Origin of the sequence: Croceicoccus hydrothermalis, assembly GCF_022378335.1 — a bacterium.
GTDB lineage: Bacteria > Pseudomonadota > Alphaproteobacteria > Sphingomonadales > Sphingomonadaceae > Croceicoccus > Croceicoccus hydrothermalis.
The window spans coordinates 188,338-213,156 of sequence record NZ_JAIQCI010000020.1 but is presented as its reverse complement, the minus strand read 5'-3'; the positions used below and the strand labels follow the sequence as shown (position 1 = coordinate 213,156).

Sequence of the window (24,819 nt, the reverse complement as noted above, 5' to 3'; positions counted from 1 at the left end):
CGTCAGTCGAGCGGTTTCAGTTCGCCCGTAATCCGAATGCCGGCACCGTCTACCTTGTAGTTCTTGTTGATGAAGATGAGCAGCGAGGTCATCGCCTCTGCCGCTGCTGCATTGACCAGCGGACCTGCGTGGATGCCGCGCAGGCCCACGGCATCGGCCAGCGCGACCACTTCGGCGCGGGCCGACTTCTCGTCACCGAATACCAGGATATCGCAATCGACCTCGCCTTCTTCGGCCAGACGATGCGCTGCGACATTGTGGAATGCCGCCACCAGCCGCACATCTTCGCCCAGCAGTTTGCTGGCACAAGCCGCTGCCGAACCTTCTTCGGGCAGTTGCACGCGCATCACCTTGGGCGGAACCAGCGGAACCGTGGTGTCGACCACGATCTTGCCCGCCACGTGCGGCTTGATTTCGGCCAGCGTTGCGGCCTGCGCGGAAAATGGCACGGTGACCAGCACGATCGCGCCTTCCCTTGCCGCATCGGCATTGGCCATGCCGACAATTCCATGACCCAGTTCAGCTGCCCGTGCACTTGCCGATTCCGCAGCGCGCGATCCGATGATGACTGTGTGGCCTGCCTTGGCAAGCCGCCATGCAAGCGCGCTGCCGAGTTGGCCCGTTCCGCCGATCACGGCGATTGTCTGGCTCATATTTGTTTCCTAACTAATTAAAAAGTTGCAAGAACCCGGTCTGCGCGCATCGTGTAAGAGGTCGTGCGTTCGCACAGGCGGCGGCCAATGCCCTGCGCCAGCGCACGCATCTGCGGCACATCAAACTCCTGCCCGTTGACACCGCCCGCTGCGCGGGTGATCGATTCATCCATCAGCGTGCCGCCAAGGTCGTTGGCACCGGCCTGCAGGATCCGCGAAGCGCCATCAGGCCCCAGCTTTACCCAGCTCACCTGGATGTTGGGGATGGCGCCATCCAGCGCAATACGGGCAATGGCATGCATCAGCACGGTTTCTCGCCAGGTCGGGCCGGAACGGGTTTGCCCTCGCCGCCAGTTGGGGGCTTCCATGTGGACGAAGGGCAGCGGCACGAACTCGGTAAAGCCCCCGGTTTCCAGCTGCAGCGCGCGCAGGCGCTGCAGGTGCGTGGCCCAGTGCGAGTAATCTTCCACGTGGCCAAACATGATCGTGGCCGTGGTCTTCAATCCCACCGTATGCGCCGCGCGCATGATCGAAAGCCATTGCTGTGTGGAAACCTTGTCCGGGCAGATCAGTGCGCGCACATCGTCCGATAGGATTTCGGCCGCAGTGCCGGGCAAGGTGGCCAGTCCAAATTCCTTTAGCGAGGCCAGGTATTCTTCATAGCCAAGCCCAAGCGTGGTGGCCCCGTGATGGACTTCCAACGGCGAAAACGCGTGCACGTGCATGTCCGGCACGGCATCCTTCACCGCTTGCACGATCCCGCGATAGGTATTCCCGTCATAGCTGGGATGGATGCCGCCCTGCAGGCAGACTTCGCTTGCCCCGCGCTCGTGCGCCTCGATCGTGCGGCGCGCGATTTCAGCATGGTCGATGTTGTAGGCCGGCCCGCGCTCGCTTTTGGTGCTGCCCTTGGAAAACGCGCAGAAGCCGCAGCGATACAGGCAGATGTTGGTGTAATTGATGTTGCGGTTGATCACGTGGGTGATGGCATCGCCCACCCGGTCGCTGCGCAGTTCGTCGGCAAACCGGCAGATCCGCTGGAAATCGCGGCCTTCGGCGGTGAACATCCGCGCGATCTGCCTGCTGTTCAGTTCCTCACCATGCTCCACGCGGCCCAGAGCGATGCGGATTTCCATGTCGCTGGCCGTGCTCAGCAGCAACGGCGCCTCGGGTATCGCCTCTCCCGTGCCGGGGTGCCAATCACTCTCACGTGGCAAGCCGCGTGCATCGGTTGCCTGGCGGATGCATGGCTGCAGAGCGTTGTCGACCCAGACCGCCGGATCGCGCGCGAACAGCGGACCAATGGCCAGTCGCTGGCGCAAGAGGCGACCGGCGCTCGCAGTCTGCGTTTCCAGTTGTTCGAGATGCGGCCAGGGTGCCTCGGGATTGACGTGATCCTGCGTGACCGGGGAAACGCCGCCCCAGTCGTTGACACCTGCACGGATAAGCTTGCCTAGTTCTCCCGGCTGCAAATTTGGCGGAGCCTGCACCACCATCTCCGCTGGCAGGATCAGCCGTGCAGCGGTGATCGTCCAAAGGTGTTCATCGAGGCCGAGATCGGGCGCATTGGCCATCAGCGTATCCGCCTTGGCGCGGAAATTCTGGATGATCACTTCCTGGATATGGCCATAGCGCGCGTGCAGGTCGCGAATGGCCAGCAGGGCTTCCACCCGCTCCAGCCGGATTTCCCCGATACCGATCAGCAGGCCGGTGGTGAACGGCACTTTCGCTTCGCCCGCATCGCGAATGGCGCGCAGGCGGACCTCGGGATCCTTGTCCGGCGATCCGTAGTGCGGCATCCCCTTGGCACACAGCCGGTCCGACGTGCTTTCCAGCATCAATCCCATGGATGCCGAAACCGGGCGCAGGCGCTCGTAATCGGACGGTTGCATGATGCCAGGATTCAGGTGCGGCAGCAGGCTGGTCTCTTCCAGCACCAGCGCCGATACATGCGCCAGGTAATCCAGCGTGCTGGCGAAGCCGCGTTCTTCCAGCCATTGCCGGGCTGCGGAATATCGCGCCTCCGGCTGATCACCCAGAGTAAACAGTGCCTCCCTGCAACCGCGCTTCTCTCCCGCGCGAGCAATCTCCAGCACTTCTTCCGGCTCCAGGAATGGCGCTGTCAGTTGTGAAGGGCGATGGGCGAAGGTGCAGTAATGGCAAACATCGCGGCACAATTTCGTGAGCGGTATGAAGACCTTGCGCGAATAGGTGACCAGCGTGCCATGCGTCGCTAGCGTCTTGGCTTCGGCTTCAGAGGAAAGCTCGTCCAGCGAGAAGCACTCCAGCCTGGCCAGCCAGTCGCGTGCCTCGGTCTTGTTCCACCATTCGGCCATAGCGCGTTACATTCTCTTTCGTGCAGCGGCGAGGCCGCGGATTGTGGTTAGCGGGTCGGCATGCCCCGGCAAGGCGGCGATCACGGTCGAGACGCCCATTGCTTCCAGCCGTTTCAGCACGTCGGCCACGTGCTCTTCGGGGCCGGTAATCGTATCGAAATCCTGCAGGAATTCGGTCAGTCCCATCTCATCCATCAGGCGGACGTTCTTGCCTCCAACCACAACATGTTCGGAAGGATCATACCGCGTCTGGAAGGCCTCGACGAGTGGCCGCACGTTCTCTGGCAACATGGCCAGCGCCTGCGGCGTGCGCAAGGCCATGGCGTTGACCGCGATGAAGGCCTTGAGATCGTCTATCGCCTGCACGCGCCGGGGGCGGACCGAGATAAAGCTGGTAACCCAGATATCCAGCGCATCGGGATCGCGCCCCGCCTTGGTTGCCGCATCGCGCAGCATGGCGATCCGGGCTTCGACCGCGTCAAGGTGCTGATCGCCTGCAAACAGTATCGCCCCGTCCGCCTCCTGCGCGGCCAGTGCCAGCGCCTTGGGACCGAAGGCTGAATAATAGATCGGCACGTTGCGGGCAAAGCGCAGTGATTTGACCGATCGGCCTTCCCACTCGATTTCTTCGCCTGCAAACAATTGGCGCAAGGCAGTAAATTCGGCGCGCACTTCGGCCTGTGTTGCCGGCGGGCGACCGATCGCAAGCACGGTGCTGCCACCGGTAGCAAAGCCCAGAACAGCGCGGCCGCCAGTCAATTCATCGAGTGTGGCAAAGGCATTTGCGGCAACCAGCGGGTGCCGCATGAACGGCGATGTCACCAGCGAACCGATCTGGGCACTCGGTGCTTCCAGCGCGGCAATCGTCATCGAAGTGACCATTTCATGCCAACCCGATGGCGAATCCCCTACCGTGACCAGTTCATAGCCCAGTTCTGCAGCCAGCCTGACTTCGCTGCGAAACAGATCGAGCGAGGTTCCCCACATCGAACAGATGCCAAGTTTCACTGAACTCTCTCCCTTTGCGGAACAGGGTCAGCCATGGGCACCTGGCCGAGGTCTGCAGCTTCGTTCAGGCCATGCTCGCGCACATAGTTCTGCCACACCTCCATCATGGTATCGAAAAGCGCAGGCTCGGCATCTTGCCTGTCTTGAAGTTCGCCTGGGTCATCCGCCGTGTTGTAAAGGTGCCATTGCCCGTCACCAAGCGGACCGACCAGGCGGATGGCTTTCCACTGGCCGAACCGCACCAGCCCCTGGCCGTTGAACCCGAATGCAATTGGTTCGTAATCCGGCAACACGGCGGCATCGAACAAGGATGGCACGAAGCTGGTGCCGGTAATCGCGGCGACGCTTCGCCCACCAACATTATCGGTGGCAGGAACACTGGCCAGCGCCAGCAAAGTCGGCGCGATATCAGGGAACTGTGTCACGGCGTAACTAATGGCACCTGCCGAAACGCCGGGTGCCACAAGAATACCCGGTACCCGCGTGCCCCCTTCGGTAACGAAGCCCTTGAACAGGCGCGATGGTGCGGCAATTGCGCTGGCCCAGCGCGGATCCTGCAAGACGAAACTGGCCGCACTACCCATGGACGAATGCGAATTGTCGGCGCTGCCGTACGTTTCGCTGAAGCCGGAAACAACGGCATACTGGCGCGGATCTTCACCGGCCGGACCATTATCTGAAATGAACAGGATAGTCGTGTTGTCCAGCTCCCCCGCTCTCTCCAGCGCATCCAGCAAGCGACCGATGTTGTGATCCATCCGGTCCACCATGGCCGCGTAGATCGCCATGCGCCGGGCTTCCACGGCCTGCTGCTGGGGCGAGAGGGCATCCCACTGGCTTTGCAGCTGCACGAAAATGGCATCCGCATCGGGCAAACGGGGCTGGAGAATCCCTGCCTGCTGCATGCCCTCTATGCGCCTTCGGGCCAGAGCGCCCCAGCCATCTGCATAGGTATCGGCATAGCGGGCGATATCCTGCGGCAATGCCTGCAAGGGCGAATGCGGCGCAGTGAAAGAGAGGTAGGCGAAGAACGGTGTCTCGTCGTTGCCCCCTTCAAGCTGGTCGATCAGCATGGATGTGAACACATCGGACGAATAGAAGTCCGGCCCCGGCGTCCATGGTGTATCGTTCAGCAAATAGGTTGCACCGCCTATGCCATCGCCATCGCCGCCGAAACCGCCCGCGCCGAAATGGTTCGATGCGCACTGCATCAGGGCAAAGCTGCTGGAAAAACCGCGTTGCGCGGGGCGTTGGCCCTGTTCCATTCCCAGGTGCCATTTCCCCGCCATGGCCGTGCGGTAACCGGCCTCGGCAAAGCGTTCCGCAAGGGATGCCACGCGGCTGGACAGGACGCCTTCGAAACCCTCCTGCCCGCGATAGTGCGGTGGAATGGCCTCCGCCATCGCGCCAAGCCCGGCAACGTGGCTATCGGCTCCTGAAAACAGCATGGCCCGGCTTGGCGAACACGAGGGGGCACTGTGCAGCTGGGTCAGCCGAATACCGCGCTGCGCCAGACGCGAGAGGTTGGGCGTGGCAATTTCCCCGCCATATGGTGCGATATCCGAAAACCCCAGATCGTCTGCAACGATGACGAGAACGTTCTGGCGCTGGGCAACCGGTGTTCCTTCAGCAGCAGGCTGGGTGCCACTGACGCAGCCCGTCAGGACAAGCGCAGCCGTGCAGGCCAGAAGGAAACGCCAAAGGGTCATGAAAGCGGATGCATCATGCCACGATCAGACATTCGTCCGATCGCCGCCCTTCAGGTCCAGGATCTGGCGCGCTTCGTCAGGCGTCGCGACGGAAAGGCCCATGCTTTCCACGATAGACCGTGCCGTTGCCACCTGTTCGGCATTGGTTTCGGCCAGCCTGCCCGGCCCTGCCCACAGCGAATCCTCCAGCCCCACGCGCACATTGCCGCCCATGGCCGCAGCCATGGCGACAATGCTCATCTGCCGCGCCCCTGCGCCCAAAACGGACCATTCGTACTGGTCGCCGAACAGCCGGTCTGCCGTGCGCTTCATATGTGATACGTCATCGGGATGGCTGCCTATGCCGCCAAGGATGCCAAAGCAGGTCTGCACGAACAGCGGTGCCTTCACCAGTCCGCGATCAAGGAAATGGGCCAGGTTGTAGAGGTGGCTGGTATCGTAACATTCGAATTCGAACCGGGTGCCAAGCGGGGTCAACAGGGCCAGAAGCCCCTCGATATCCTTGTAAGTGTTCTTGAACACGAGATCGCGCGAGGCCTCTAGCGTGGCCGGCTCCCACTCATGCTTCCAGTCCTTGTAGCGATCGAGCATGGGGAACAGGCCAAAGCCCATCGAGCCCATGTTCAGGCTGGCAACTTCCGGGGCAAAGCGCGTGGCGGGCCGTAGCCGCTCCTCCAGCGCCATCGACGGGTGGCCGCCGGTGGTGATGTTGAGCACGGCATCGCTGCGCTGCTTGATGACCTTCAGAAACGGCTCGTACAGATCGGGGTTCTGATCGGGGCGGCCGTCCTGCGGATTGCGCGCATGCAGGTGAATGATCGCAGCGCCAGCTTCAGCTGCGCCGATGGCAGCTTCGGCGATCTCGTCGGCTGTCACCGGCAGGTGCGGCGACATGCTTGGCGTATGGATCGCGCCGGTCACTGCACAACTGATGATTACCTTGCCCTTGGCCACAATGCTCTCCCGCCAGAAATATGAATTTTCCTACGGGTAGGAGCCACGGAAGGGAGCGCAATCTAACCTTAGATAGGGTCTCAGGACAAAATCCCCAGCTGTCTGGCTCGCAGCACGGCTTGCGGGCGGCGGCGCACGCCCAGCTTGTCGTAGATTTGCTGCATGTACCACTTCACGGTGCCTTCAGTCAGGCCAAGGCGATCACCGATTTCGCGGTTGCGCAAACCGCCACTGACTTGCGTGAGGATTTCGATTTCGCGCAGCGAAAGGCCGCCACTCGGCCCGAATTCCTCGCCGTCCTCATCCTCGATCTGCGGATTGCCCTTGAGCGAGCGCACAAGCCGGTCTGCAAACCTGTCGACCGGGTTATCCAGTATCGGGCCACTGCCATAGGCCTCGATGATCAGCGATCCGATGGCTTCCCCTTCATCCAGGAACGGACGCACCCAGCCGCCGGGTTCGGCCAGTTCGACAGCCGATCGGACAGATCGGCGGGCTTCTGAACGGTTTCCTGCAAGCACCGCGATTTCCGCCAGCAACAGCTCGAACGAAAGGGCCGAGCGCACGGCCCCGCGTCGCCGGACGAATTCAAGCCAGCGCCGGGCAACCTTGCGGGATCGCACCAGGCGGAAACGATGCATCTCGATCCGTAACCAGGCCAGCGCCAGCCATTCATTGAGACGCGATGGGTTCAGCGTGGGGACGGGTTCGCCCTCGGCTACCAGATCGCAAGAATAGAAGAGGTTTTCGGCTTGCTCCAGCTGGCCGCTTTTGATCAGGGTGCGCACCTGTTCCGAAACCACCATTGCCCGCAGCCGGTCAAGGCCACATTCGATGGCCACGAGGTGGGCGTCTTCCAGAACCGACAAGGCCGATGCAAGATCGCCCTCCGCAGCGGAAAGCCGGGCACGCACCAGATATCCCGAAGCCACCTGGTCGACAAAACCCCATTGCCTGATCGATGGCATATACTGATCGACCAGGCTGCCGGCTTCCTCCAGTTCCCCGCATTCGTAGAGGATTTCCGCCATGGGCAAGGCCGGCAAGGCGCCCAGCCCCGGCACTTCGTTTTCACGCTGACGGGCAATTTCCTGGGCCTCGCGCAGGAATTGCTTGGCGGTCTCGGTCTTGCCTTGCGCAACAAGCGTGGGCGCAACGGAGGATTTCAGAGCGATAGATGCGAAGGTCGAACCAGGCCGGGCCAGCGCCTTGCGCAGTTCGCCTTCCAGTCGCAGCATGTCATGGAAGTGATAAAGTTCACGACGTGCAGACAAGAGCTGTGCCAGCAGCGTGCAGCTGAGATAGGGATGGTCGTCACCCAGATCGGCCAGCAAGGGCCCGCAACCCTCTTCCACAGCCACCATGTTGTCGCGCGCAGCTTCCAGCATCAGCTTTCTGTGGCGGACGTGGAAATTCAGCTGCCGCGCGGAGTAGGCATCGAGTTCACCCGACTCGACCTTGGCCTCGATCGCCTGTTCCGCAGCCTCGATCATCCGTTCAGCCGAACTGAAAGCCAGCCGCCTGCTGCGCCGCCACGACATTGCCAGCAGGATTGCAGGCTTGTCCTCGATAACTTGCCAGGGCAATTGGCTCGCCAGTTCGTCCAACCGTTGCAGCAGACCCGCATAGATCATCTGTTCGGCCAGATTTTCGATCTGCGTCGCCAGAAATTCCTGATCGGCGCTTTGCTCTGCATGTTCCAGCGCCAAATGGTAATTGCCCGATTCCGCATAGAAGCGGCTGGCGCGGCGATGCAATTCCGCTGCCCGTTGCGGCGCCAGTTTGGTCAACCGTCCACGCACCATCTCACGAAACAGCTTATAGTGGCGATATTCGCCGAGTTCGCGATCCAGCTCGATCAGGAACAGGCCGCGCTCGAACGCCTCGTCAAGGTAGTGGCGCGCTTCGTTCTGGCCGATCACCGCCGCACAGGCAGAAGGTGTGAGTTCCTTCAGGATGGACGTATCGATGATGAAGTTGCGCAGTTCGTTGGGCAGGCCCTCCACCACTTCCTCGTGGAAATAGCTGGCGTATTCATAACGCAGCCGACTCTCCGCCCTTTCCGGCTTTTCCTCGCGCAGGCTGTCCTTGTGCCAGGTTTGCGAGGCGAGGATAAGGCCGGCTGCCCAACCCTGCGTATCCGAAATCATGCGCTGTATCTGCGAGGCAGTGGGCTTAGAGCCAATCTCCTGCCGCAACAGGGTGCTTGCCTCTTCGGCATCGAAGGACAGGTCCTGCATGCCGATTTCCAGAAGGTATCCCAGCGACCTCAGCCGGGCGAGGTGCACTTCGTTTTCTCCGCGCGAAGCAATCACGGTGGTCAGGCCATCGCGCGAGCTGAAGATAAGCTGCTCTACAAATTCGTGCACTTCCTTGGGCAGCAACTGGCCATCGTCGATGAACAGGATCGGTGCTGAACCGGATCGCTTGCCCAGTTCCACAAACCATGATCGCGGATCGGTGGATGCAACCCCCAGTCCCGCCACGGTGCAGGCCTGCGACAAGGCTTCAAGGAAGGTTTCCAGGCTGTCGATTCCGGCCCGCGCCGCAATCCAAAGCACCGAACGGCCGCTTTCGGAAAGCACATCGGCCCAGCGCAGCATGGCCGTGGTTTTCCCGAAACCGGCGGGCGCAATGACCGTTACCGCGCGATAATCGCCGATCTTGCCCGCCAGGGTCTCGATCCTGTCACGCTTAACATATACGCGCGCCGAACGCGGCGGCACTATGGTCGTCTGGACTACGCCCATTCTCGCAAACCTCTTCCCACATCCCGGTTGGTCTGTTCTGCCAACTTCAAGATCCCTTATCCTCCACCGAAACAGGTCTTGCAAGGGTCATTTCCTATCCGCAGATAGGTTTTGACAGGCAGGTTTCCCTACACCCTGTAATCAAAGGAGCGCCCGCTGCGTGCGGATCGGGCGTTGGGAGAGCTAAATGGACTTTGATCTACCAGAAGAACACAGCGCGTTTCGCGACGTGATCAGGCGCTGGGTGGACAACGAGTGCCCCAAGGATTCGGCGCGCGAGCTGGAAGCCGATGAAGACAATTATCCGCATGCCCTGTGGGACAAGTTCACCGAAGCAGGCCTGCACGGCGTTGGAATTGACGAGGAATTCGGTGGCCAGGGCGGCGATGTGCTGATGCAGATGGTGCTGGCACGCGAACTGGCACGATCGTTGGGCGGGCTTTCATGGATCTGGGGCATCACCTCGTTCGCGGGATCGAAATCCATCGGCCTTTACGGCTCTGAGGAACAGAAGGCCAAGTACCTGCCCAGGATCGCCGCCGGTGAATTGAAGGCGGCCATTTCTTTCACTGAGCCTGGCGGCGGCACAGACCTTCTCGGCAGTATGGCAACCACTGCAGAGCGGGTTGACGGCGGCTGGGTACTCAACGGCGAAAAGATCTGGAGCTCGTCTGCCCATGTGGCGGATTATCTCCTGTGTATCGCCCGTTCCGACAAGACCGTTGAAAAGGCACACCAGGGGCTGACGCTGTTCTGGGTTCCGGCAGATTCGCAGGGCGTATCGATCACCCCGCTGCCCAAGCTGGGCATGCGTTCGATGGGCAGTTGCACCGTCGTTTACGATAACGTGTTCGTGGCTGACGAGAACGTCCTCGCCGAGCCGCACAACGCCTGGTACACGCTGCTTCCCACGCTGAACAACGAACGCATCATGGTCGGCGCATTTTGCCTCGGCGTGATCGACGGTGTGCTGGAGGATGCGCTGGCTTACGTCATGCAGCGCAAGGCATTCGGCCGGTTTATTGGCGAATTCCAGGCCCTGCAGCATTACATCGCCGATATCGCGACTGCGCAGAAGACGACCGAGCTGCTTCTCTATTACTGCGCCTCGAAACAAGCCCGCGGAGAGCCGGTGGGCAACGAAGCGAACATGCTCAAGCTGCACGCTTCCGAAGCCGCTAACCAGGCCGCAGACCTTGGCATCCAGATGCTGGGCGGCATGGGCTATTCAGCCGAGACCGACATGCAGCGATACTGGCGTGACAGCCGCCTGTGGCGGATCGGCCCAATCACCAACGAGATGGTCAAGAACGGCATTGCCCAGTCGCTTGGCCTTCCCCGCTCCTACTGATCACAAAAGGACTTTGCTCACATGAAAGCTCTCTTGCTTGAAACCACAGACGGTCCCGAATCCGTTCGGGTCGCCGATGTGGAAACGCCCGAACCCGCAACCGGCGAAGTGCGCGTGGCGATCAAAGCAGCATCGATGAACCACCGTGAAATGTGGATTTCACGCGGTCTCTATCCCGGCATGGTTACCCCGTGCACGATGGGCTGCGATGGCGCCGGTGTGGTCGACATGATCGGTGATGGCGTCGAAGGCGTAAACATCGGCGACGAGGTGGTGCTTTACCCGGGCCGCGACTGGGGACCAAACCGCCATGCACCGCAAGCCGAATTCGGCCTTCTGGGCATGCCGCATCCCGGCACGATCGCGGAGTATGTCTGCGTTCCGGCTGACAACCTTGCCCCCAAGCCTGCGGGCATGAGCTGGGAAGAGGCCGCGGCATCGATCCTCACCGGGCTGACCGCCTGGCGGGCGCTGATGTTCAAGGGCCAGCTACAGTCCACCGACACCGTGCTGATCAGCGGCGTCGGCGGCGGCGTGGCAACCTTTGGGCTGGTCTATGCCGTGGCGCTGGGCTGCAAGGTCTATGTCACCGGCGAAAGCGAGGAAGTGATCGAACGGGCCAAGAGCATGGGCGCGGTTGACGGCCTGCTCTACACCGATCCTGAATGGCGCAAGAAAGTCGGCCCGATGACCGGCGGGATCGACGTGGTGCTCGATGGCGCACCGGGGCCGAGCTATGCCAACTATATCCGGGCCATCAAGCCCGGCGCGCGGATCGTGATCTATGGCTCCACTGCGGGCGACAAGTTCGAGATCACTGCGACAGGGGTGTTCCTGAAGAGCGCTAGCATCGTTGGCAGCCAGGTCGGTGATCCGGAAGATTTCCGCAACATGCTGGCCTTCATCGACAAGCACAACATTCGCCCGGTGATCGAAAAGACATTCCCGCTGGCAGAGGCCGACAAGGCGCTGCTTTACCTCGAAAACGATCACAAGTTCGGCAAGGTGGCAATCACCGTATGAACGAGCTGTTTGACCTGACAGGGAAGGTGGCGCTGGTGACCGGCGGTGCCCAGGGCCTTGGGCGCATGATTGCAGAGGGCCTGCTGAAAGCCGGCGCAACTGTTGCCATCACCTCGCGCAAGGAAGACATCTGCAACGCGGCGGCAGAGGAAATGTCCTCGCTGGGAACCTGCATCTCCCTGCCCTGCGACCTTTCCAGCGCCGAAGCCGCGGTCGATCTGGCCGCGCGGGTACAGGCCGAATTCGGCAACAAGTTGCATATCCTGGTCAACAACGCGGGAAAGACCTGGGGCGGAAAGCTGGATGATTTTCCCGACAAGGCCTGGCCGGGCGTGATGATGGTGAACGTGCAGGCGCCTTTCACCCTGATCCGCGAACTGCTGCCCGCGCTGGAAGCAGGCGGAACGAGTGACGATCCCGCCCGCATCATCAACATCGGCTCTGTCGCGGGCCTGAAGACCGCCCGCCTCTCCGCCTATTCCTATTCGGCGAGCAAAGCCGCGATCCACATGTTGAGCCGCGATCTCGCGGGCGATCTGGCGGACCGCAACATCAATGTGAACGCGCTGGTTCCGGGTTTCTTCCCCACGAAGATGACTGCTCACCTGCGTGATGAGGACGAGGTTGACCCGGCAGTGCTGGCCAAGATCCCGATGGGCCGGCTGGGTCGCGCGGACGAAATCGCCGGTTCGGTGGTTTACCTCTCTTCCCGTGCCGGTGCCTACATCACCGGCGTCGCGCTGCCCGTCGATGGCGGCGCGGCTGGCTGCGGATAGAACTGCAATTCCCACCGTCCCTATCCTTGGAGAGGGGAACTGGTGGCTCTTGGACTGAAGTAAGATGCGCGAAGTTGGGCAGGAATTGGAGGAGGCACGCGTGTCTGGTAATGGCGAGGATGCGTCCAGTATTCGGATCAGCGTAAGTCCGCTTGCAGACATGCTGCTCAAGGCCTGGGATGCCCATCCAGAAAAAGAAGCGCTGGTCTTTCCTGCGGGCAGGCGCAGCTACGACGATGTCGTGCAATCGGTGCTGCACCGCGCACGCGGCCTGATCGGACTGGGAATCAAGCAGGGTGACCATGTCGGCATTCTGCTGCCTTCCGGCATCGATTTCGTGGAAACGCTGTTTGCGGTCTCCATGGTTGGTGGCGTTTCAGTGCTGATGAATGCCCGCTATCGCGCGCCCGAAATTGCCTACGTGGTCGAAAATGCAGACCTTGTGGCGGTCGTCACCAACAGTGAGGCCGATGATTTCGTCGATTTCACCACGCGCCTGGCCGAAGCCTTCCCCGAAATCCGCGAGTGCAAGGATCCCGCGGCGCTGCATGTGTCGCAGGCGCCGTTGCTGCGGCGCCTTGTCCTCAGCGGCGGCAAGCAGGCACCCGGCTTTATCGACCAGCAGGCTTTCGATGCCGCCGCGCAAGGTGTTGACGAAAGCCTTGTGCATGATGCCCGGCTTTCGGTGCGCCTGCGCGATACCTGCATGATCCTGTATACTTCGGGGACATCGGCCAACCCCAAGGGCTGCCTGCTGTCGAACGAAGCGATCTCACGCGAAGCCAGCAACCTTGCCCGCAACCGCTGGGCCTTCAAGGAAGACGAGCGCGTGTGGTCGCCCATGCCGCTGTTCCATATCGCCGCCATGCTGGCGATGCTGGGCGCGGTGGAGGTTGGCGGCACATTCATCGGCCAGCCGCATTTCGATGCGGGCGAAAGCCTACGACAGATTGAGGCGGAACGCGCGACCATGCTGTTCCTGCCCTTCGTCACCTTCCACCAGGCCATGATCGCCCACTGCGATTGGGACAAGACCGACATGAGCAGCGTGCGGCTGATGAACAGCTGTTTCTGCCAGATGCCCCAGTCAATCGGCGACGCATATCGCCGCAAGATGCCCAACGCCTTGCAAGTAGGCACCTTCGGCATGTCGGAAGCCAGCGGAATCGTGACCACCGGCGGTTATGACATGGACCCGGAGATGGGTTTCAAGACGCTGGGCTATCCGCTCAAGGGCGTATCGGTGCGCATCGTGGATACAGAAACCGGGCAGGATGTGCCGACGGGTGAACGCGGGGAAGTGCTGATAAAGGGCTACAACATGCTCGATGCCTACCACCGCGATCCGGTGAAAACGGCAGAGGTGATAGACGCGGATGGCTGGTATCACAGCGGTGATATTGGTTCGATCGACGCCGATGGCCACATGCAGTTCCATGGCCGTTTCAAGGATATGCTGAAGGTCGGTGGCGAGAATGTTGCCGCTGCCGAGGTCGAGGCCATTCTCGACACTCACGAAGCGGTCGAATTGTCTCAAGTGATCGGCATCCCTGATGAACGGCTGGCAGAAGTGCCGGCAGCCTTCGTCAAGCTGGCGAACGGCATGCGCCCCGATGAAGCGGAACTGATCGCCTTTGCCAAGGAAAGGATCGCTTCCTTCAAGGTGCCGCGCCATATCCGCTATGTTGACGACTGGCCAATGTCGGCGTCCAAGATCCAGAAGTTCAAGTTGCGCCAGCAATTGATGGCCGAACTGGGAATTTCGGAATGAGGTGTTTTGCATGCGCGTGGTGATTACAGGAGCGGCCAGCGGCATTGGCCGCGCGGTGGCAGAATTGCTGGCCGCGCAGGACGAACCGCACCAGATGCTGCTGACCGACCGGGACGAGGAAGGCGTGAACGCTGTTGTCGCCGCGATCGGTGCGGGGGCGCGTGCGCATTTTGGCGATCTGTCCTCCGTCGATTGCGGGCGCGATATCGTTGCCGCCGCGGTGGATCACATGGGCGGTATCGATGGTGTGGTCAGCAACGCCGGGATCATCTCCAGTGCGCCGCTGGTGGAGCAGACCGTCGACCAGTTCGATCGGGTCTATGCCATAAACACCCGCGCAACCTGGCTGCTGGGTCAGGCTGCCCAGCCCTATCTTGCCCAGTCACGCGGCGCATTTGTCGCCACGGCATCCATGTCTGCCACGCAGCCAACGCCGGGGCTTGGCTTCTATTCTTCCAGCAAGGCCGCATTGCTGATGCTGATGCGCCAGTGCGCGCTGGAATGGGGACCGGACGGAATTCGCTGCAACACCGTTTCGCCCGGACCAACCTATACGCCCATGACTCAGGCCGGATACGACGATCCGGACCGCAGGGCACAGCGGGAATCGATGATCCCGCTGGGCAAGCTGGGCATGGCCGAGGACGTGGCCAATGCGATCATCTTCCTGCTCGGGCCGCAAGCAGGCCATATTTCCGGTGTCGATATCCTTGTCGACGGCGGGATGAGCAGCAACCTTATGCCCGCCACCGGTGGCGGAACCGGCCAGAAGGCCAGCAAGTAACACACGATCGGAGAATGACATGCGCCTTGCACGGGTAAGCAAAGACGGAAAAACCGGCCTCGCGGCCAAGATTGATGGCGAAACCAAGGTGGTCTGGGATGCCGGCCTGACCGATCTGGATGCCCAGATTGCCAGTGGCAAACTGGCCGCCGCCGGTGCTGCCGCTGCTGCCGGGGAAACGGTAGACGAAGCATCGTTGACGTTCCTGCCGCCGGTTGCAAAGCCACCCAAGATCATCTGCATGGGGCTGAATTACCGCGATCACGCGGAAGAGGCAGGCCTTGGTATCCCGGATTTTCCGGTGCTGTTCGGTCGTTTTGCATCCAGCCTTATCGGCCATGGCGCACCGATCATTCTGCCCAAGGTATCCGAGCAGCTTGACTGGGAGGCGGAGCTTGTCGTCGTTCTTTCCAAGGGCGGCAAGAATATCGCCGAATCCGGCGCACTTGATCACGTGGCTGGCTATTCCGTGTTCAACGATGCCTCCATCCGCGATTACCAGCTGCGCACGCCGCAATGGACCGCGGGCAAGAACTTCGATGATACCGGCGCCTTCGGCCCATGGCTTGTCACCCCGGACGAAGTGCCTGCCGGTGCTGCCGGCCTGAAGATCGAATGCCGGGTGAACGGCGAGGTCATGCAGTCGTCCAACACCGGCAACCTGATCTTCACCGTCGCCAACACCATCCACCTGCTGTCCACTTTCATGACGCTTGAAGCGGGCGACGTGATCGTGATGGGCACGCCAGGCGGCGTGGGCGTGGCGCGCGATCCGCAGGTGTGGATGAAGGCCGGCGATGTCTGCGAAGTCGAAATTGAAGGCATCGGATTGCTGAAAAACACCGTGGTGGCTGAATAACGGACCACTGCTGCAAGGGAGAGAGACATGCCGCAGAAACGCGCTGGCGCCCTGGGCGTCCACTCGATCGATCATTTTGGCCTCCAAGTACCCGATCTTGCCAAGGCCAGGAACTTTTACGAAACGTTCGGACTGGACGTGCGTGAAACGGCAGACGGGCTGGAACTTTACACCTTCGGCAACGACCACTGCTGGGGCCGCATTGTCGAAGGGCCGGTAAAGCAGCTGCGCTACATCAGCTTCGGCATTTACGCCGAAGATGAAGACGCGCTGCTTGCCCGCCTTGACGAGAACGGCGTGGAGCGGATCGATGCGCTGGACGGGACGCCCGGCAAGGGCAGCTGGTTCGCAGGGTTTGACGGCATGCCGCTGAACATCGCGGTGGGAGACAAGTGCTCCCCCGATGCCAAGACGCAGTTCACCGTCCAGTCTTCCAAAGCAGGTGAATCGGGCGCAGTCTTCAATTCCAAGGCACCGCAGACGCGGCCCCGCAACCTGTCGCACTTTGCGATCTACACCACCGATGTGATCGCAGCCACGGACTGGTATGAGAAGAACCTCGGCCTGCGTCTGTCTGACGGCAGTGGCCCCGTGGTGGCCTTCCTGCACGGGCCGCACGGCAGCGACCATCACCTGCTCGCCCTTGTCGGCTCCACGCATCGCGGGATGCACCACAGCAGCTGGGATGTCGGCTCGATCCAGGAAGTTGGCCTCGGCTCGGCGCAGATGATGCGCGCAGGCTACAAGGAAGGCTGGGGCGTAGGCCGCCACGTGCTTGGCGGGAATTACTTCTATTATGCCCGCGATCCCTGGGGCAGCTACGCCGAGTTTTCCGCCGATATCGATTATATCCCGGCGGATTGCGAATGGCCGGCAGCGCAGCACGCGCCTGAAGACAGTTTCTACCTGTGGGGCCCCGATGTGCCGCCCGAACTCGTCTCGAACCTTGAACCTGGAGCGCCCGAATAATGGCTACTTACCTTCTGATGCACGGTGGCGGCATGGGCGGCTGGACGTGGAAGTTCATGCGCGCCGAACTGGAAGCGAAAGGGCACACTGTCTACACGCCCACCTTCACCGGCTTTGGTGAGCGCGAGCACCTTATCGGCCGCGACATCGGCAACAGCGTGCATGTGGCCGATATCGTCAACGTGCTGAAGTACGAAGACCTGACCGACGTAATCCTGGTCGCACACTCCTATGCCGGAACCGTTGCGCCGGGTGTTCTGGCACAGGCTGGCGACCGAATTTGCCGGGTAATTTACCTTGATGCCATCGTGCCCCATGCCGGGGAACGCATCGCCTCCATGATGGGCTTTGCCAGCGAGGAAGAAGCCGCCGGACTGGACGCCATGCTGGACGCAGGCGAAGGGCCGATAGGTTCGGGCGTTCACGAACAGCAGCGCGCAATGGCCAAGGAACATCCGCACATGATGGACCGTGACCGCGAGAAATGGCTGCTGGATCACTTGTCAGACCAGCCGATGCGGGCGACCAGTTGCGCCATTCCCGTGGGCGCAGAAGCGATCACCCACCCGGTCGATTACATCGCCGCCGAGCACACCATCATGGGCATGATGCACGAACGTGCCGAAAAGCTGGGTTGGCCGGTGCACAAGCATCCGGGCGATCACGCCTTCAACGTCGGTGATCCCGAAGGTCTGACCAAGATGATCCTGGAGATCGTCGAATGATCGATGCCGCAAACCTGTTCTCGGTCGAAGGGCGCGTTGCGCTGGTAACCGGCGGCAGTGCCGGGATTGGCCGGATGATTGCAGAAGGCCTCGCCGCCGCAGGTGCACGGGTCTACATCTGTGCGCGCAACGCCGAAAAGGTGGCAGCCGCTGCAGAGGACATGGCAGGCGATGTAACTGGAATTTCCGCCGATCTCTCCACGCTCGATGGCATCCAGACGCTGGCAGCCGGCCTTTCCGCCCGGGAAGATGCGCTGCACATCCTCGTCAACAACGCCGGAACCCTGTCTGACGCGCCGATAGATGCATTCTCGGAACAGGACTGGGACGGGGTTCTCGATCTCAACCTTAAGAGCCCCTTCTTCCTGCTGCAGAAACTGCTGCCGCTGCTGCGCAAGGGGGCCACGGCCCAGCGCCCGGCAAGCGTGATCAACATTGGCTCGGTCGGGGCGCTCAAGATCGGCCCGCGTGAAGTCTACGCCTATCAGGCATCGAAGGGCGCGATCCACTGGCTTACAAAGTCGCTGGCGAAGAACCTTGCCGGCGATCACATTACCGTGAACGCGATCGCACCTGGCTTTTTCGAAAGCGACATGACCGTGATTACCGACGATGCCATGCGCCAGATGGTGGAATCGATGGTTCCGCGCGGGCGCACCGGCATGGCAGAAGACATGGCCGGGGCAGCAATCTACCTGGCTTCTCCGGCAGGCTCCTATGTCACCGGTTCGGTAATCCCGGTGGAAGGCGGACTGTCAATCTAGCCCTCCGTTCGATAGGTTGCCAGGCGGAGATCCGGAAGCAAGAGGCGAGCATGGATTTCAATCTTACCGAAGAACATATCGCGTTCCGCGATGTCGTGCGCCGCTGGGTGGATGCGGAATTGCCCAAGGATCTCATGCGCAAGCTTGAAGCGGATGAGGAAAACTACCCCTTTGAAATCTGGGATAAACTGAAGGAGCAAGGCTTCTTCGGCATCGGCATCCCCGAAGAGTATGGCGGCCTTGGCGGCGACGTGCTGATGCAGATGATCTTCGCCCGCGAAATGGCCCGCACGGCGGGCGGCCTGCTGTGGGTGTGGGGGCTGACCTCGTTCGGCGGCGCGCATTCGGTGGCGATTGCCGGCAGCGAAGAACAAAAACAGCGCTGGCTGCCCGAGATGGCAGCCGGAAACCTGCGCGTTTCGCTCTCCATGACAGAGCCTGACGGCGGGACCGACGTGCTCGGCGCGATGAAGACATTTGCCGACAAGGTCGATGGCGGCTGGAAGCTGAACGGCGCGAAGATGTGGACCACCGGCGCGAAGGTTGCCGACCGGCTGCTGGTGCTGGCGCGCAGCGATCGCAATGCCGAAAAGAAGCATCACGGGCTGATCGCCCTGTTCGTGGATGCCAAGTCTCCCGGTATTACCGCCAGCCTGCTGCCCAAGCTGGGCATGCGCGCCATGGGCAGTTGCGAAGTGCACTACGAAGACGTGTTCGTGCCGGACGAGGACGTGCTCGGCGAACCCGGCAAGGCATGGAGCGCGATGCTGCCCAGCCTCAACAACGAACGCATCATGGTGGGCGCACAGTGCCTGGGCGCGATTGACGGCGTGCTTGAAGACGCGCTGGAATACATGATGCAGCGCAAGGCTTTTGGCGGCGTTATCGGGCGTTTCCAGATCCTGCAGCACTATGTGGCCGATATCGCCACCGCACAGAAGGTGACGGAGCTGCTTCTCTATAACGTGGCATGGATGCAATCGAACGGCATGCCCTGCGGCAACGAAGCAAACATGCTGAAGATGGTGGCCACGGAAAACGCCGTGAAGGCAGCCGACATGGGCATCCAGATCATGGGCGGCATGGGCTATTCCGCCGAAACCGACATGCAGCGATATTGGCGTGATCACCGCATCTTGCGCATGACGCCGATCTCCAACGAGATGGTGCGCAATTCGATTGCCGAGAATCTCGGCCTGCCACGGTCGTTCTGAAGGATATCGCAGATGGAAGAATTCCCCCCTGCCCCCAACGTCGCCGGAACATCGCTGGATGGCACCGCGATCTTTACGATCAGCGCCGATGAAAATGCCGCCCTGTGCAAGTCCACCAGAGTGGAACCGTCCAGCGATGGCACCGCGCATCCCATCTATTATTACATCGCCACCCAGGTCGCCATGGGCAAGACCGTGGCAGGCGTTTGCGAAACCTGCGAATTCGACGTTGAAGATGGCCCGATGATGGGTTCATCCGGCGTGCGCTTTGCCCAGCAGCTGATGGTGGGGCAGGACTACAAGGTTACCGGCGAAATCCTCAGCCTGGTGCGCAAGAAAAGCCGCAAGCTTGGCGTGATGGACGTTCTTACTTACCGCCTGCGCCTGCACCCGGCTGAAGGCGGCGATGCAGTGCTGGAGACTGACAACGTGTGGGTTCTGCCGCGCAAGGAGTTGGCCGCATGACCGCCGCAAGCACCATCAAGCCAGGCGATGCCTTGCCGCCCTTAGTGATCGAAAGCGTCAGTCCCGATGCCATGCGAGACTGGTCGGTGTTTCTGGCCGATCCCAACCCGATCCACCTCGATGTGGAAGTGGTGAAGGCAAAGGGCCTTGGCGACAAGCGCATCAACCAGGGTCCGATCAACGTGGCCTATATGATGAACATGCTGATGGCGGCCTTTCCCGGCTGCCGTATCGAAAGCATGGATTCCCGCTTTCTCGACAACGTCTACGAAGGTGACCGCGCGGTCGCTTCGGGCGAAGTTACGGCGGTTGAAGGAAACCGTGTTTCCTGTGACCTTAAACTCGATGTGGATGGGCGCGGCACCGTGAATGCCGGCACCGCCACAATCATCATTTAATTCAAGGAGAAGAACAATGCCCAGCGGTCCCTTTGCCCATGTATGCATGGTGGTTCGCGATCTCGATCAGGCGATCGAGGACTGGACCAAGATCCTCCGCGTGCTCGATCCGCAGTCGCTCGAAAAGCCCATCGTGAAGTACGATGAATTCTCCAGCGGCGATGATGCCGGCATGAAATGGGCTACCTTCGTCAACGAATATTCGACCGAGATCCAGTTCATCCAGCCCGCTCCCGGCACGCCGCTGGGCAAGCGGCTGGACAAGGTTGGCGAGCATGTCCATCACCTGTGCTTCAGCACCGACGATGTGCCCGCCGCGATGGAGAAGCTGAAAGCCGAAGGTCTGCACCTTCCCGGCGGTGGCGAAACCTTCAACGATCCTGACATGACCTGGCAGAAGTGGAGCTGGGTCGGTCCCAAGAGCACGCACGGATGCCTGATCGAAGTGGCATCACCTTATGAAAGCCACGACGATGGCAAGTGGCACCATGCACCCGGAAAGTTCGCCTACAAGGGCCCGGGAGAGCACCCCAGCCACGCCGAAACAGTGCCCATCACGGCCTGATTTGCGCGGCCAAACTGTCAGCTACCAAGGGGACGGACTGCAGCTTTCCGGGGAAGCCTTCGGCGATCCGGAGGCTGCACCCGTCCTCTTTTTTCATGGCGGCGGACAAAGCCGTAACGCCTGGCGCGGCTCTGCCCGGCAGGTTGGCGAGGCAGGCTTCTATGGCATTGCTTTCGACCTGCGCGGCCACGGTGAAAGCGATTGGGCGGCAGATGGCGATTATCATGTCGAGGCGTTTGCCCGCGACGTGGAGGCCCTGCTTGCGCAGTTCACGAGGCGGGTGACGCTGGTCGGCGCTTCGCGCGGCGGGCAGGCCGCACTGATCGGGGGTTCGCGCCACCCGGCAAGGATCCGGCTGATCATGCTGGCCGACGTGGCGCCCGACATGCCCGACGACGGGATCGACGGAATTCGCCAGTTCTTCGCCGAAGGTGCCAGGGGCTATGACAGTCTGGACGCGGCTGCCGATGCGCTGTCCCGCCATCTGGATCAGCCGCGCGTGGCCGATCCCGCCCGGCTCGCCCGATCGATGCGACAGGACGACAAGGGGCGCTGGCACTGGCACTGGGATCCCGCCGCCGGGAACGATGAATTCCTGCATCCACCAAGCGAGAATGAAGCCGTGCTTGCCGCAGCCGCGCGGGTAACTTCCCCGCTGGTGATGGTGCGGGCAGAGCTGAGCCATCTCGTCAACGATACCAACACCGCGCGTTTCAAGACGCTGGCCCCGCATCTGGACGTGTTGACCGCGCCCGGCGCCGGCCACATGTTCACCGCCGACCGGAACGATGCCTTTGCGGCACAATTGCTGGCACAGCTGGCCCGTTATCCAGAGGAGCCTGTCGGATGAGCGCAAGGAATGCCTTGATCGTGGGCGCCACCGGCGGCCTTGGGCAGGCAGCCGCAATGGCACTGGCCGAAGATTTCGACGGCCTCGCCCTCACCTATCGTTCCAGCAAGGCAGAGGCGGAGAAGCTCTGCGCCGGCCTGCCCGCTTCGTGCAAGGGCTGGCCGGTATCCTGCGACCTTGCCGATCCCGCTTCGGTGCATTCTGCCATCGCCGATGCGGCCGCTCAGCTCGGCTCCATCGATACCGTGGTCTTTGCCTCCGGCGTGGCCATAGAGCAGCCGTTCGTCAGCCAGATCGGTGAGAGCCAGTGGCGCGAAGTCATCGAGACCGAACTGATCGGACTGACGCGCGTGGTGGCGGAAATCCTGCCGATCTTCCGCGCGCAAAAGCACGGCAATCTCGTAATCGTTGTCTCGGTGGCGAACTACACCTTCCCTCCGGGAGATGCGCTTTCATCAGTCCCCAAGGCGGGCATGGAGGCGCTTGGCAGAGCCATCGCCAAGGAAGAGGGCAAGTTCGGCATCCGTGCCAACATGGTGGCGCCCGGTATCATCGATGCGGGCCTTGGCACGCACTTTCTGAAGACCCTCTATTCGCCCGAAGTTTGGGAGCAGCAGAAGAAGGCGATTGCACTGCGCCGCTTCGGCACGGGCGGGGAGGTCGCAGAGGCGGTGCGGTTCCTCGCTTCCGACCGGTCTGCCTACATAACCGGGCAAACAATCATCGTGGATGGAGGATTTAGCTTGTGAGCAAGAGCAACCATGACCGTGTTCTGGCGTTTCTGGACGATTTCCACGTTGAGGGAATGCCCGATTTTGCACGCCTTTCGGAATATTTTGCCGAAGATGGGGTATACCAGCCTCTGGTTCCCGCCACCGACCGGATCGTGGGCCGAACGGCAATCGCCGATGCCCTGCAAAAGCAATATCGCACTTACTACGAATGCCGCTGCGAAATCCACGCATCGGCAGCGATAGGCCCCTTCGTGTTCACCGAACGCACCGACCACGTCACGCTGCACAAGGGCGACAGGAAGGTTGGTTCCCGGGTTTGCGCGGTATTCGAACTGAACGATGCAGGGCTGATCGTCAGCTGGCGTGAATACTGGGACAGCGGCGACGTGATGCGGCAGATGGGCGTCACGGCGGATGAACTTGCGGCCGCCATGTGACCATGCTGACGCTGCACCATCTGAACAATTCGCGTTCGCAAAAGATCGTCTGGCTGCTTGAGGAACTGGAGCTGGACTATCGCCTCGAATGCTACCAACGCGATCCCGAAACGCTGCTTGGCCCGCCTGAACTGAAGCGGCTGCATACGCTCGGCAAAGCGCCCGTACTGGAAGACGAAGGCGGCGTTGTGCTGGGCGAATCCGGTGCCATCGTGGATTACGTGCTCGATCGCCACGGCGGCGGGAGGCTGTCGATAGACCCGGCTGATCCGCGCCGGGCTCGGTTTCTGGAATGCCTGTATCTCGCCGTATCGGGCGGCATGAACCCGATCATGATCAAGGTCTATTGCAGCGCTTTCGGGCTAAAGGAATGCGCCATGGACCAGGCGGCTTCAGCCGAACTGGCAAAGGTGCTGTGCTATATCGAGGAATTGCTCGGCAGCGGCGAATACCTGCTGGGCGAAGACTTCACCGTCGCAGACATCCAGATGAGCTTTATCCCCGAGCTGGCCACCGCAATCGGTTGTGCGGGGGAGCATCCCGTCATCCGCCATTGGCAGCAGCGCATCTATGCCAGGCCAGGTTTTCACCGCGCCATTGCCCGCGGCGGCCAATATGATTTCGCTGCCCCGGTCTGACAGCTGCAAGGAGATCATGCCATGGAAGCAAGCATCCGTTCGATCTACTCCTGCTGGAACGCTGGCGATCAGGATGGCGTGATCAGGGCATTTCGCGCGCTTGGGCCTGACGGTTTTACCGTCGAATACGTAGGCAGCGCGCCCATCGAAGGCGAGGCGGCGGTGCAGCAGATGTGGGATGAATTTGCCGGCACCTGCACCGTAGAGATATCCGAACTGCTGGTGAACGGAGATGAAGCCGCGGCTTTTATTCTCGACCACGTGCACGGCGAAGACGGAACAACCACCCTGCCCAGCATCGAAACCTACCACGTGCGCGGTCAGACGCTGGACGTGCGCTATTTCCACCGCTCGCCCGCCTATGGCTGAGATCTGCGCGCGGGGCCTGCGCGCCGCACACAGAAGGAAAGGGGAGGCATTGCTGCCTCCCCTTTCGTGTTCTGCAAAAGGAGGTTTGCCTTACTTGTAGGGATCGACCGGCTGCGGAGCCTCGATCACTTCGAGATCGATCAGCATCGAAAGCACATCCGAGATGGAATAGATGTGCACGATCTTGTCGCCTTCGAACTTGATCCAGCTGAACCATAGCACGTCCAGCTGGTTGCCGGTCGGCTGCACGCCCATGTAGGGTCCGCCGGTGTGCTTGCCATGGTGGTGGCACAGCACACAGATCTCGTCGTCGCCCTTACCCCAGGCCTTCAGCGTGCGATAAACCGACGGCGGGAAAGTTGTGAACAGTGCCATCGGTGAAGTCGACCATTCCTCGAACGTGCCCAGATCAGGACGGTTCGGATTGTCGTAGGTCATTTTCGACTTGTCCATGAACTCGTCAAAGCCCGACCAGTCGCCAACGTTGAGCTTGTCGTGCAGGTCCATCCACTGGTTAACCATGAAAGTCTGGCGCTCGGTCAGACCATCGCAAATTTCTGCTCGCTTTTCGGGCGAAAGCTTGAAGTCGTCCATTGTGAAGGGCGGAATCCTTCCGGCCATAAATTCTCTCCAGTTATCTGCGCTGCGGATTGCAGCTTCGGAATGCATGCGACCGGTATCCATGCGGATCACGGCCTTCGAACTTGGCCCTTTTCA

Annotated in this window: 25 protein-coding genes; 18 read left to right on the top strand and 7 right to left on the bottom strand. The window is 61.2% G+C overall.

From position 1 onward, the window contains the following. Window positions 1-2 precede the first annotated feature (2 nt). From npdG to K4G67_RS12380, 6 genes are all read right to left on the bottom strand, one after another. Window positions 3-653 (bottom strand): NADPH-dependent F420 reductase, encoded by a 651-nt coding sequence (npdG, locus tag K4G67_RS12405; protein ID WP_239806674.1) that lies wholly within the window; start codon window positions 651-653, stop codon window positions 3-5. Window positions 654-670: 17 nt separating this feature from the next. Beyond that, entirely contained in the window at window positions 671-2,989 is a 2,319-nt protein-coding gene (cofH, locus tag K4G67_RS12400) for a 5-amino-6-(D-ribitylamino)uracil--L-tyrosine 4-hydroxyphenyl transferase CofH (RefSeq protein WP_239806673.1), read from the bottom strand. Window positions 2,990-2,995: 6 nt separating this feature from the next. Further along, window positions 2,996-3,997 carry an LLM class flavin-dependent oxidoreductase gene (locus K4G67_RS12395; RefSeq protein ID WP_239806672.1) on the bottom strand — a complete coding sequence of 334 codons (1,002 nt, stop codon included), beginning with the start codon at window positions 3,995-3,997 and terminating at the stop codon, window positions 2,996-2,998. Further along, the gene (locus K4G67_RS12390) at window positions 3,994-5,706 is read right to left on the bottom strand and encodes an arylsulfatase (protein ID WP_239806671.1); all 1,713 of its coding nucleotides are present in this window, start codon (window positions 5,704-5,706) and stop codon (window positions 3,994-3,996) included. Before K4G67_RS12390 ends, K4G67_RS12395 begins: the two co-directional genes overlap by 4 nt. Window positions 5,707-5,730: 24 nt before the next feature. Beyond that, complete coding sequence (gene kce, locus K4G67_RS12385; protein WP_239806670.1) at window positions 5,731-6,660, bottom strand: 3,5-dioxohexanoate:acetyl-CoA acetone transferase; 930 nt, start codon at window positions 6,658-6,660, stop codon at window positions 5,731-5,733. An 80-nt stretch (window positions 6,661-6,740) separates the two neighbouring features. Beyond that, window positions 6,741-9,410: a winged helix-turn-helix domain-containing protein gene (locus tag K4G67_RS12380; protein ID WP_239806669.1), complete on the bottom strand. Its 2,670-nt coding sequence runs from the start codon at window positions 9,408-9,410 to the stop codon at window positions 6,741-6,743. Between the two features lie 187 nt (window positions 9,411-9,597). Here K4G67_RS12380 and K4G67_RS12375 point away from each other — a divergent pair, with 187 nt between their 5' ends. The 18 genes from K4G67_RS12375 (at window position 9,598) to K4G67_RS12290 (ending at window position 24,102) form a co-directional block, all read left to right on the top strand. After that, window positions 9,598-10,761, top strand: coding sequence for an acyl-CoA dehydrogenase family protein (locus tag K4G67_RS12375; protein ID WP_239806668.1), 1,164 nt, complete (start codon window positions 9,598-9,600; stop codon window positions 10,759-10,761). Window positions 10,762-10,782: 21 nt separating this feature from the next. Continuing rightward, window positions 10,783-11,784: a quinone oxidoreductase family protein gene (locus K4G67_RS12370; RefSeq protein WP_239806667.1), complete on the top strand. Its 1,002-nt coding sequence runs from the start codon at window positions 10,783-10,785 to the stop codon at window positions 11,782-11,784. Further along, a complete protein-coding gene (locus K4G67_RS12365) occupies window positions 11,781-12,560 on the top strand; it encodes an SDR family oxidoreductase (protein WP_239806666.1) in 780 nt (259 codons plus the stop codon). The genes K4G67_RS12370 and K4G67_RS12365 overlap by 4 nt, the downstream gene beginning before the upstream one ends. A gap of 160 nt (window positions 12,561-12,720) precedes the next feature. After that, window positions 12,721-14,331: a class I adenylate-forming enzyme family protein gene (locus K4G67_RS12360; protein ID WP_239806665.1), complete on the top strand. Its 1,611-nt coding sequence runs from the start codon at window positions 12,721-12,723 to the stop codon at window positions 14,329-14,331. A 10-nt stretch (window positions 14,332-14,341) separates the two neighbouring features. Then, window positions 14,342-15,115, top strand: coding sequence for an SDR family NAD(P)-dependent oxidoreductase (locus tag K4G67_RS12355; RefSeq protein WP_239806664.1), 774 nt, complete (start codon window positions 14,342-14,344; stop codon window positions 15,113-15,115). Between the two features lie 19 nt (window positions 15,116-15,134). Continuing rightward, window positions 15,135-15,974, top strand: a complete 840-nt coding sequence (locus K4G67_RS12350; protein WP_239806663.1) for a fumarylacetoacetate hydrolase family protein — start codon at window positions 15,135-15,137, stop codon at window positions 15,972-15,974. 27 nt (window positions 15,975-16,001) lie between these two features. Continuing rightward, window positions 16,002-16,943, top strand: a complete 942-nt coding sequence (locus tag K4G67_RS12345) for a VOC family protein (protein ID WP_239806662.1) — start codon at window positions 16,002-16,004, stop codon at window positions 16,941-16,943. Further along, window positions 16,943-17,668 carry an alpha/beta fold hydrolase gene (locus K4G67_RS12340; protein ID WP_239806661.1) on the top strand — a complete coding sequence of 242 codons (726 nt, stop codon included), beginning with the start codon at window positions 16,943-16,945 and terminating at the stop codon, window positions 17,666-17,668. The genes K4G67_RS12345 and K4G67_RS12340 overlap by 1 nt, the downstream gene beginning before the upstream one ends. Next, complete coding sequence (locus tag K4G67_RS12335; protein ID WP_239806755.1) at window positions 17,668-18,432, top strand: SDR family oxidoreductase; 765 nt, start codon at window positions 17,668-17,670, stop codon at window positions 18,430-18,432. Before K4G67_RS12340 ends, K4G67_RS12335 begins: the two co-directional genes overlap by 1 nt. Window positions 18,433-18,482: 50 nt before the next feature. Beyond that, window positions 18,483-19,646, top strand: coding sequence for an acyl-CoA dehydrogenase family protein (locus K4G67_RS12330; RefSeq protein ID WP_239806660.1), 1,164 nt, complete (start codon window positions 18,483-18,485; stop codon window positions 19,644-19,646). A 12-nt stretch (window positions 19,647-19,658) separates the two neighbouring features. Beyond that, entirely contained in the window at window positions 19,659-20,111 is a 453-nt protein-coding gene (locus K4G67_RS12325) for a hypothetical protein (protein ID WP_239806659.1), read from the top strand. Continuing rightward, window positions 20,108-20,509: a MaoC family dehydratase gene (locus K4G67_RS12320; protein WP_239806658.1), complete on the top strand. Its 402-nt coding sequence runs from the start codon at window positions 20,108-20,110 to the stop codon at window positions 20,507-20,509. The genes K4G67_RS12325 and K4G67_RS12320 overlap by 4 nt, the downstream gene beginning before the upstream one ends. 16 nt (window positions 20,510-20,525) lie before the next feature. After that, on the top strand, window positions 20,526-21,074 hold the full coding sequence (locus tag K4G67_RS12315) for a VOC family protein (protein ID WP_239806657.1): 549 nt from the start codon (window positions 20,526-20,528) through the stop codon (window positions 21,072-21,074). Between the two features lies 1 nt (window position 21,075). Next, window positions 21,076-21,924 carry an alpha/beta fold hydrolase gene (locus K4G67_RS12310; RefSeq protein WP_239806656.1) on the top strand — a complete coding sequence of 283 codons (849 nt, stop codon included), beginning with the start codon at window positions 21,076-21,078 and terminating at the stop codon, window positions 21,922-21,924. After that, the gene (locus K4G67_RS12305) at window positions 21,921-22,673 is read left to right on the top strand and encodes an SDR family NAD(P)-dependent oxidoreductase (protein ID WP_239806655.1); all 753 of its coding nucleotides are present in this window, start codon (window positions 21,921-21,923) and stop codon (window positions 22,671-22,673) included. Before K4G67_RS12310 ends, K4G67_RS12305 begins: the two co-directional genes overlap by 4 nt. After that, the gene (locus tag K4G67_RS12300; protein WP_239806654.1) at window positions 22,670-23,095 is read left to right on the top strand and encodes a limonene-1,2-epoxide hydrolase family protein; all 426 of its coding nucleotides are present in this window, start codon (window positions 22,670-22,672) and stop codon (window positions 23,093-23,095) included. The genes K4G67_RS12305 and K4G67_RS12300 overlap by 4 nt, the downstream gene beginning before the upstream one ends. A 2-nt stretch (window positions 23,096-23,097) precedes the next feature. Continuing rightward, window positions 23,098-23,733 carry a glutathione S-transferase family protein gene (locus K4G67_RS12295; RefSeq protein WP_239806754.1) on the top strand — a complete coding sequence of 212 codons (636 nt, stop codon included), beginning with the start codon at window positions 23,098-23,100 and terminating at the stop codon, window positions 23,731-23,733. A gap of 21 nt (window positions 23,734-23,754) precedes the next feature. Further along, window positions 23,755-24,102 carry a nuclear transport factor 2 family protein gene (locus K4G67_RS12290; RefSeq protein ID WP_239806653.1) on the top strand — a complete coding sequence of 116 codons (348 nt, stop codon included), beginning with the start codon at window positions 23,755-23,757 and terminating at the stop codon, window positions 24,100-24,102. Between the two features lie 90 nt (window positions 24,103-24,192). On the opposite strand, the gene K4G67_RS12285 is transcribed toward K4G67_RS12290, so the two are convergent. After that, window positions 24,193-24,786, bottom strand: coding sequence for an ester cyclase (locus K4G67_RS12285; RefSeq protein WP_239806652.1), 594 nt, complete (start codon window positions 24,784-24,786; stop codon window positions 24,193-24,195). Window positions 24,787-24,819 lie beyond the last annotated feature (33 nt).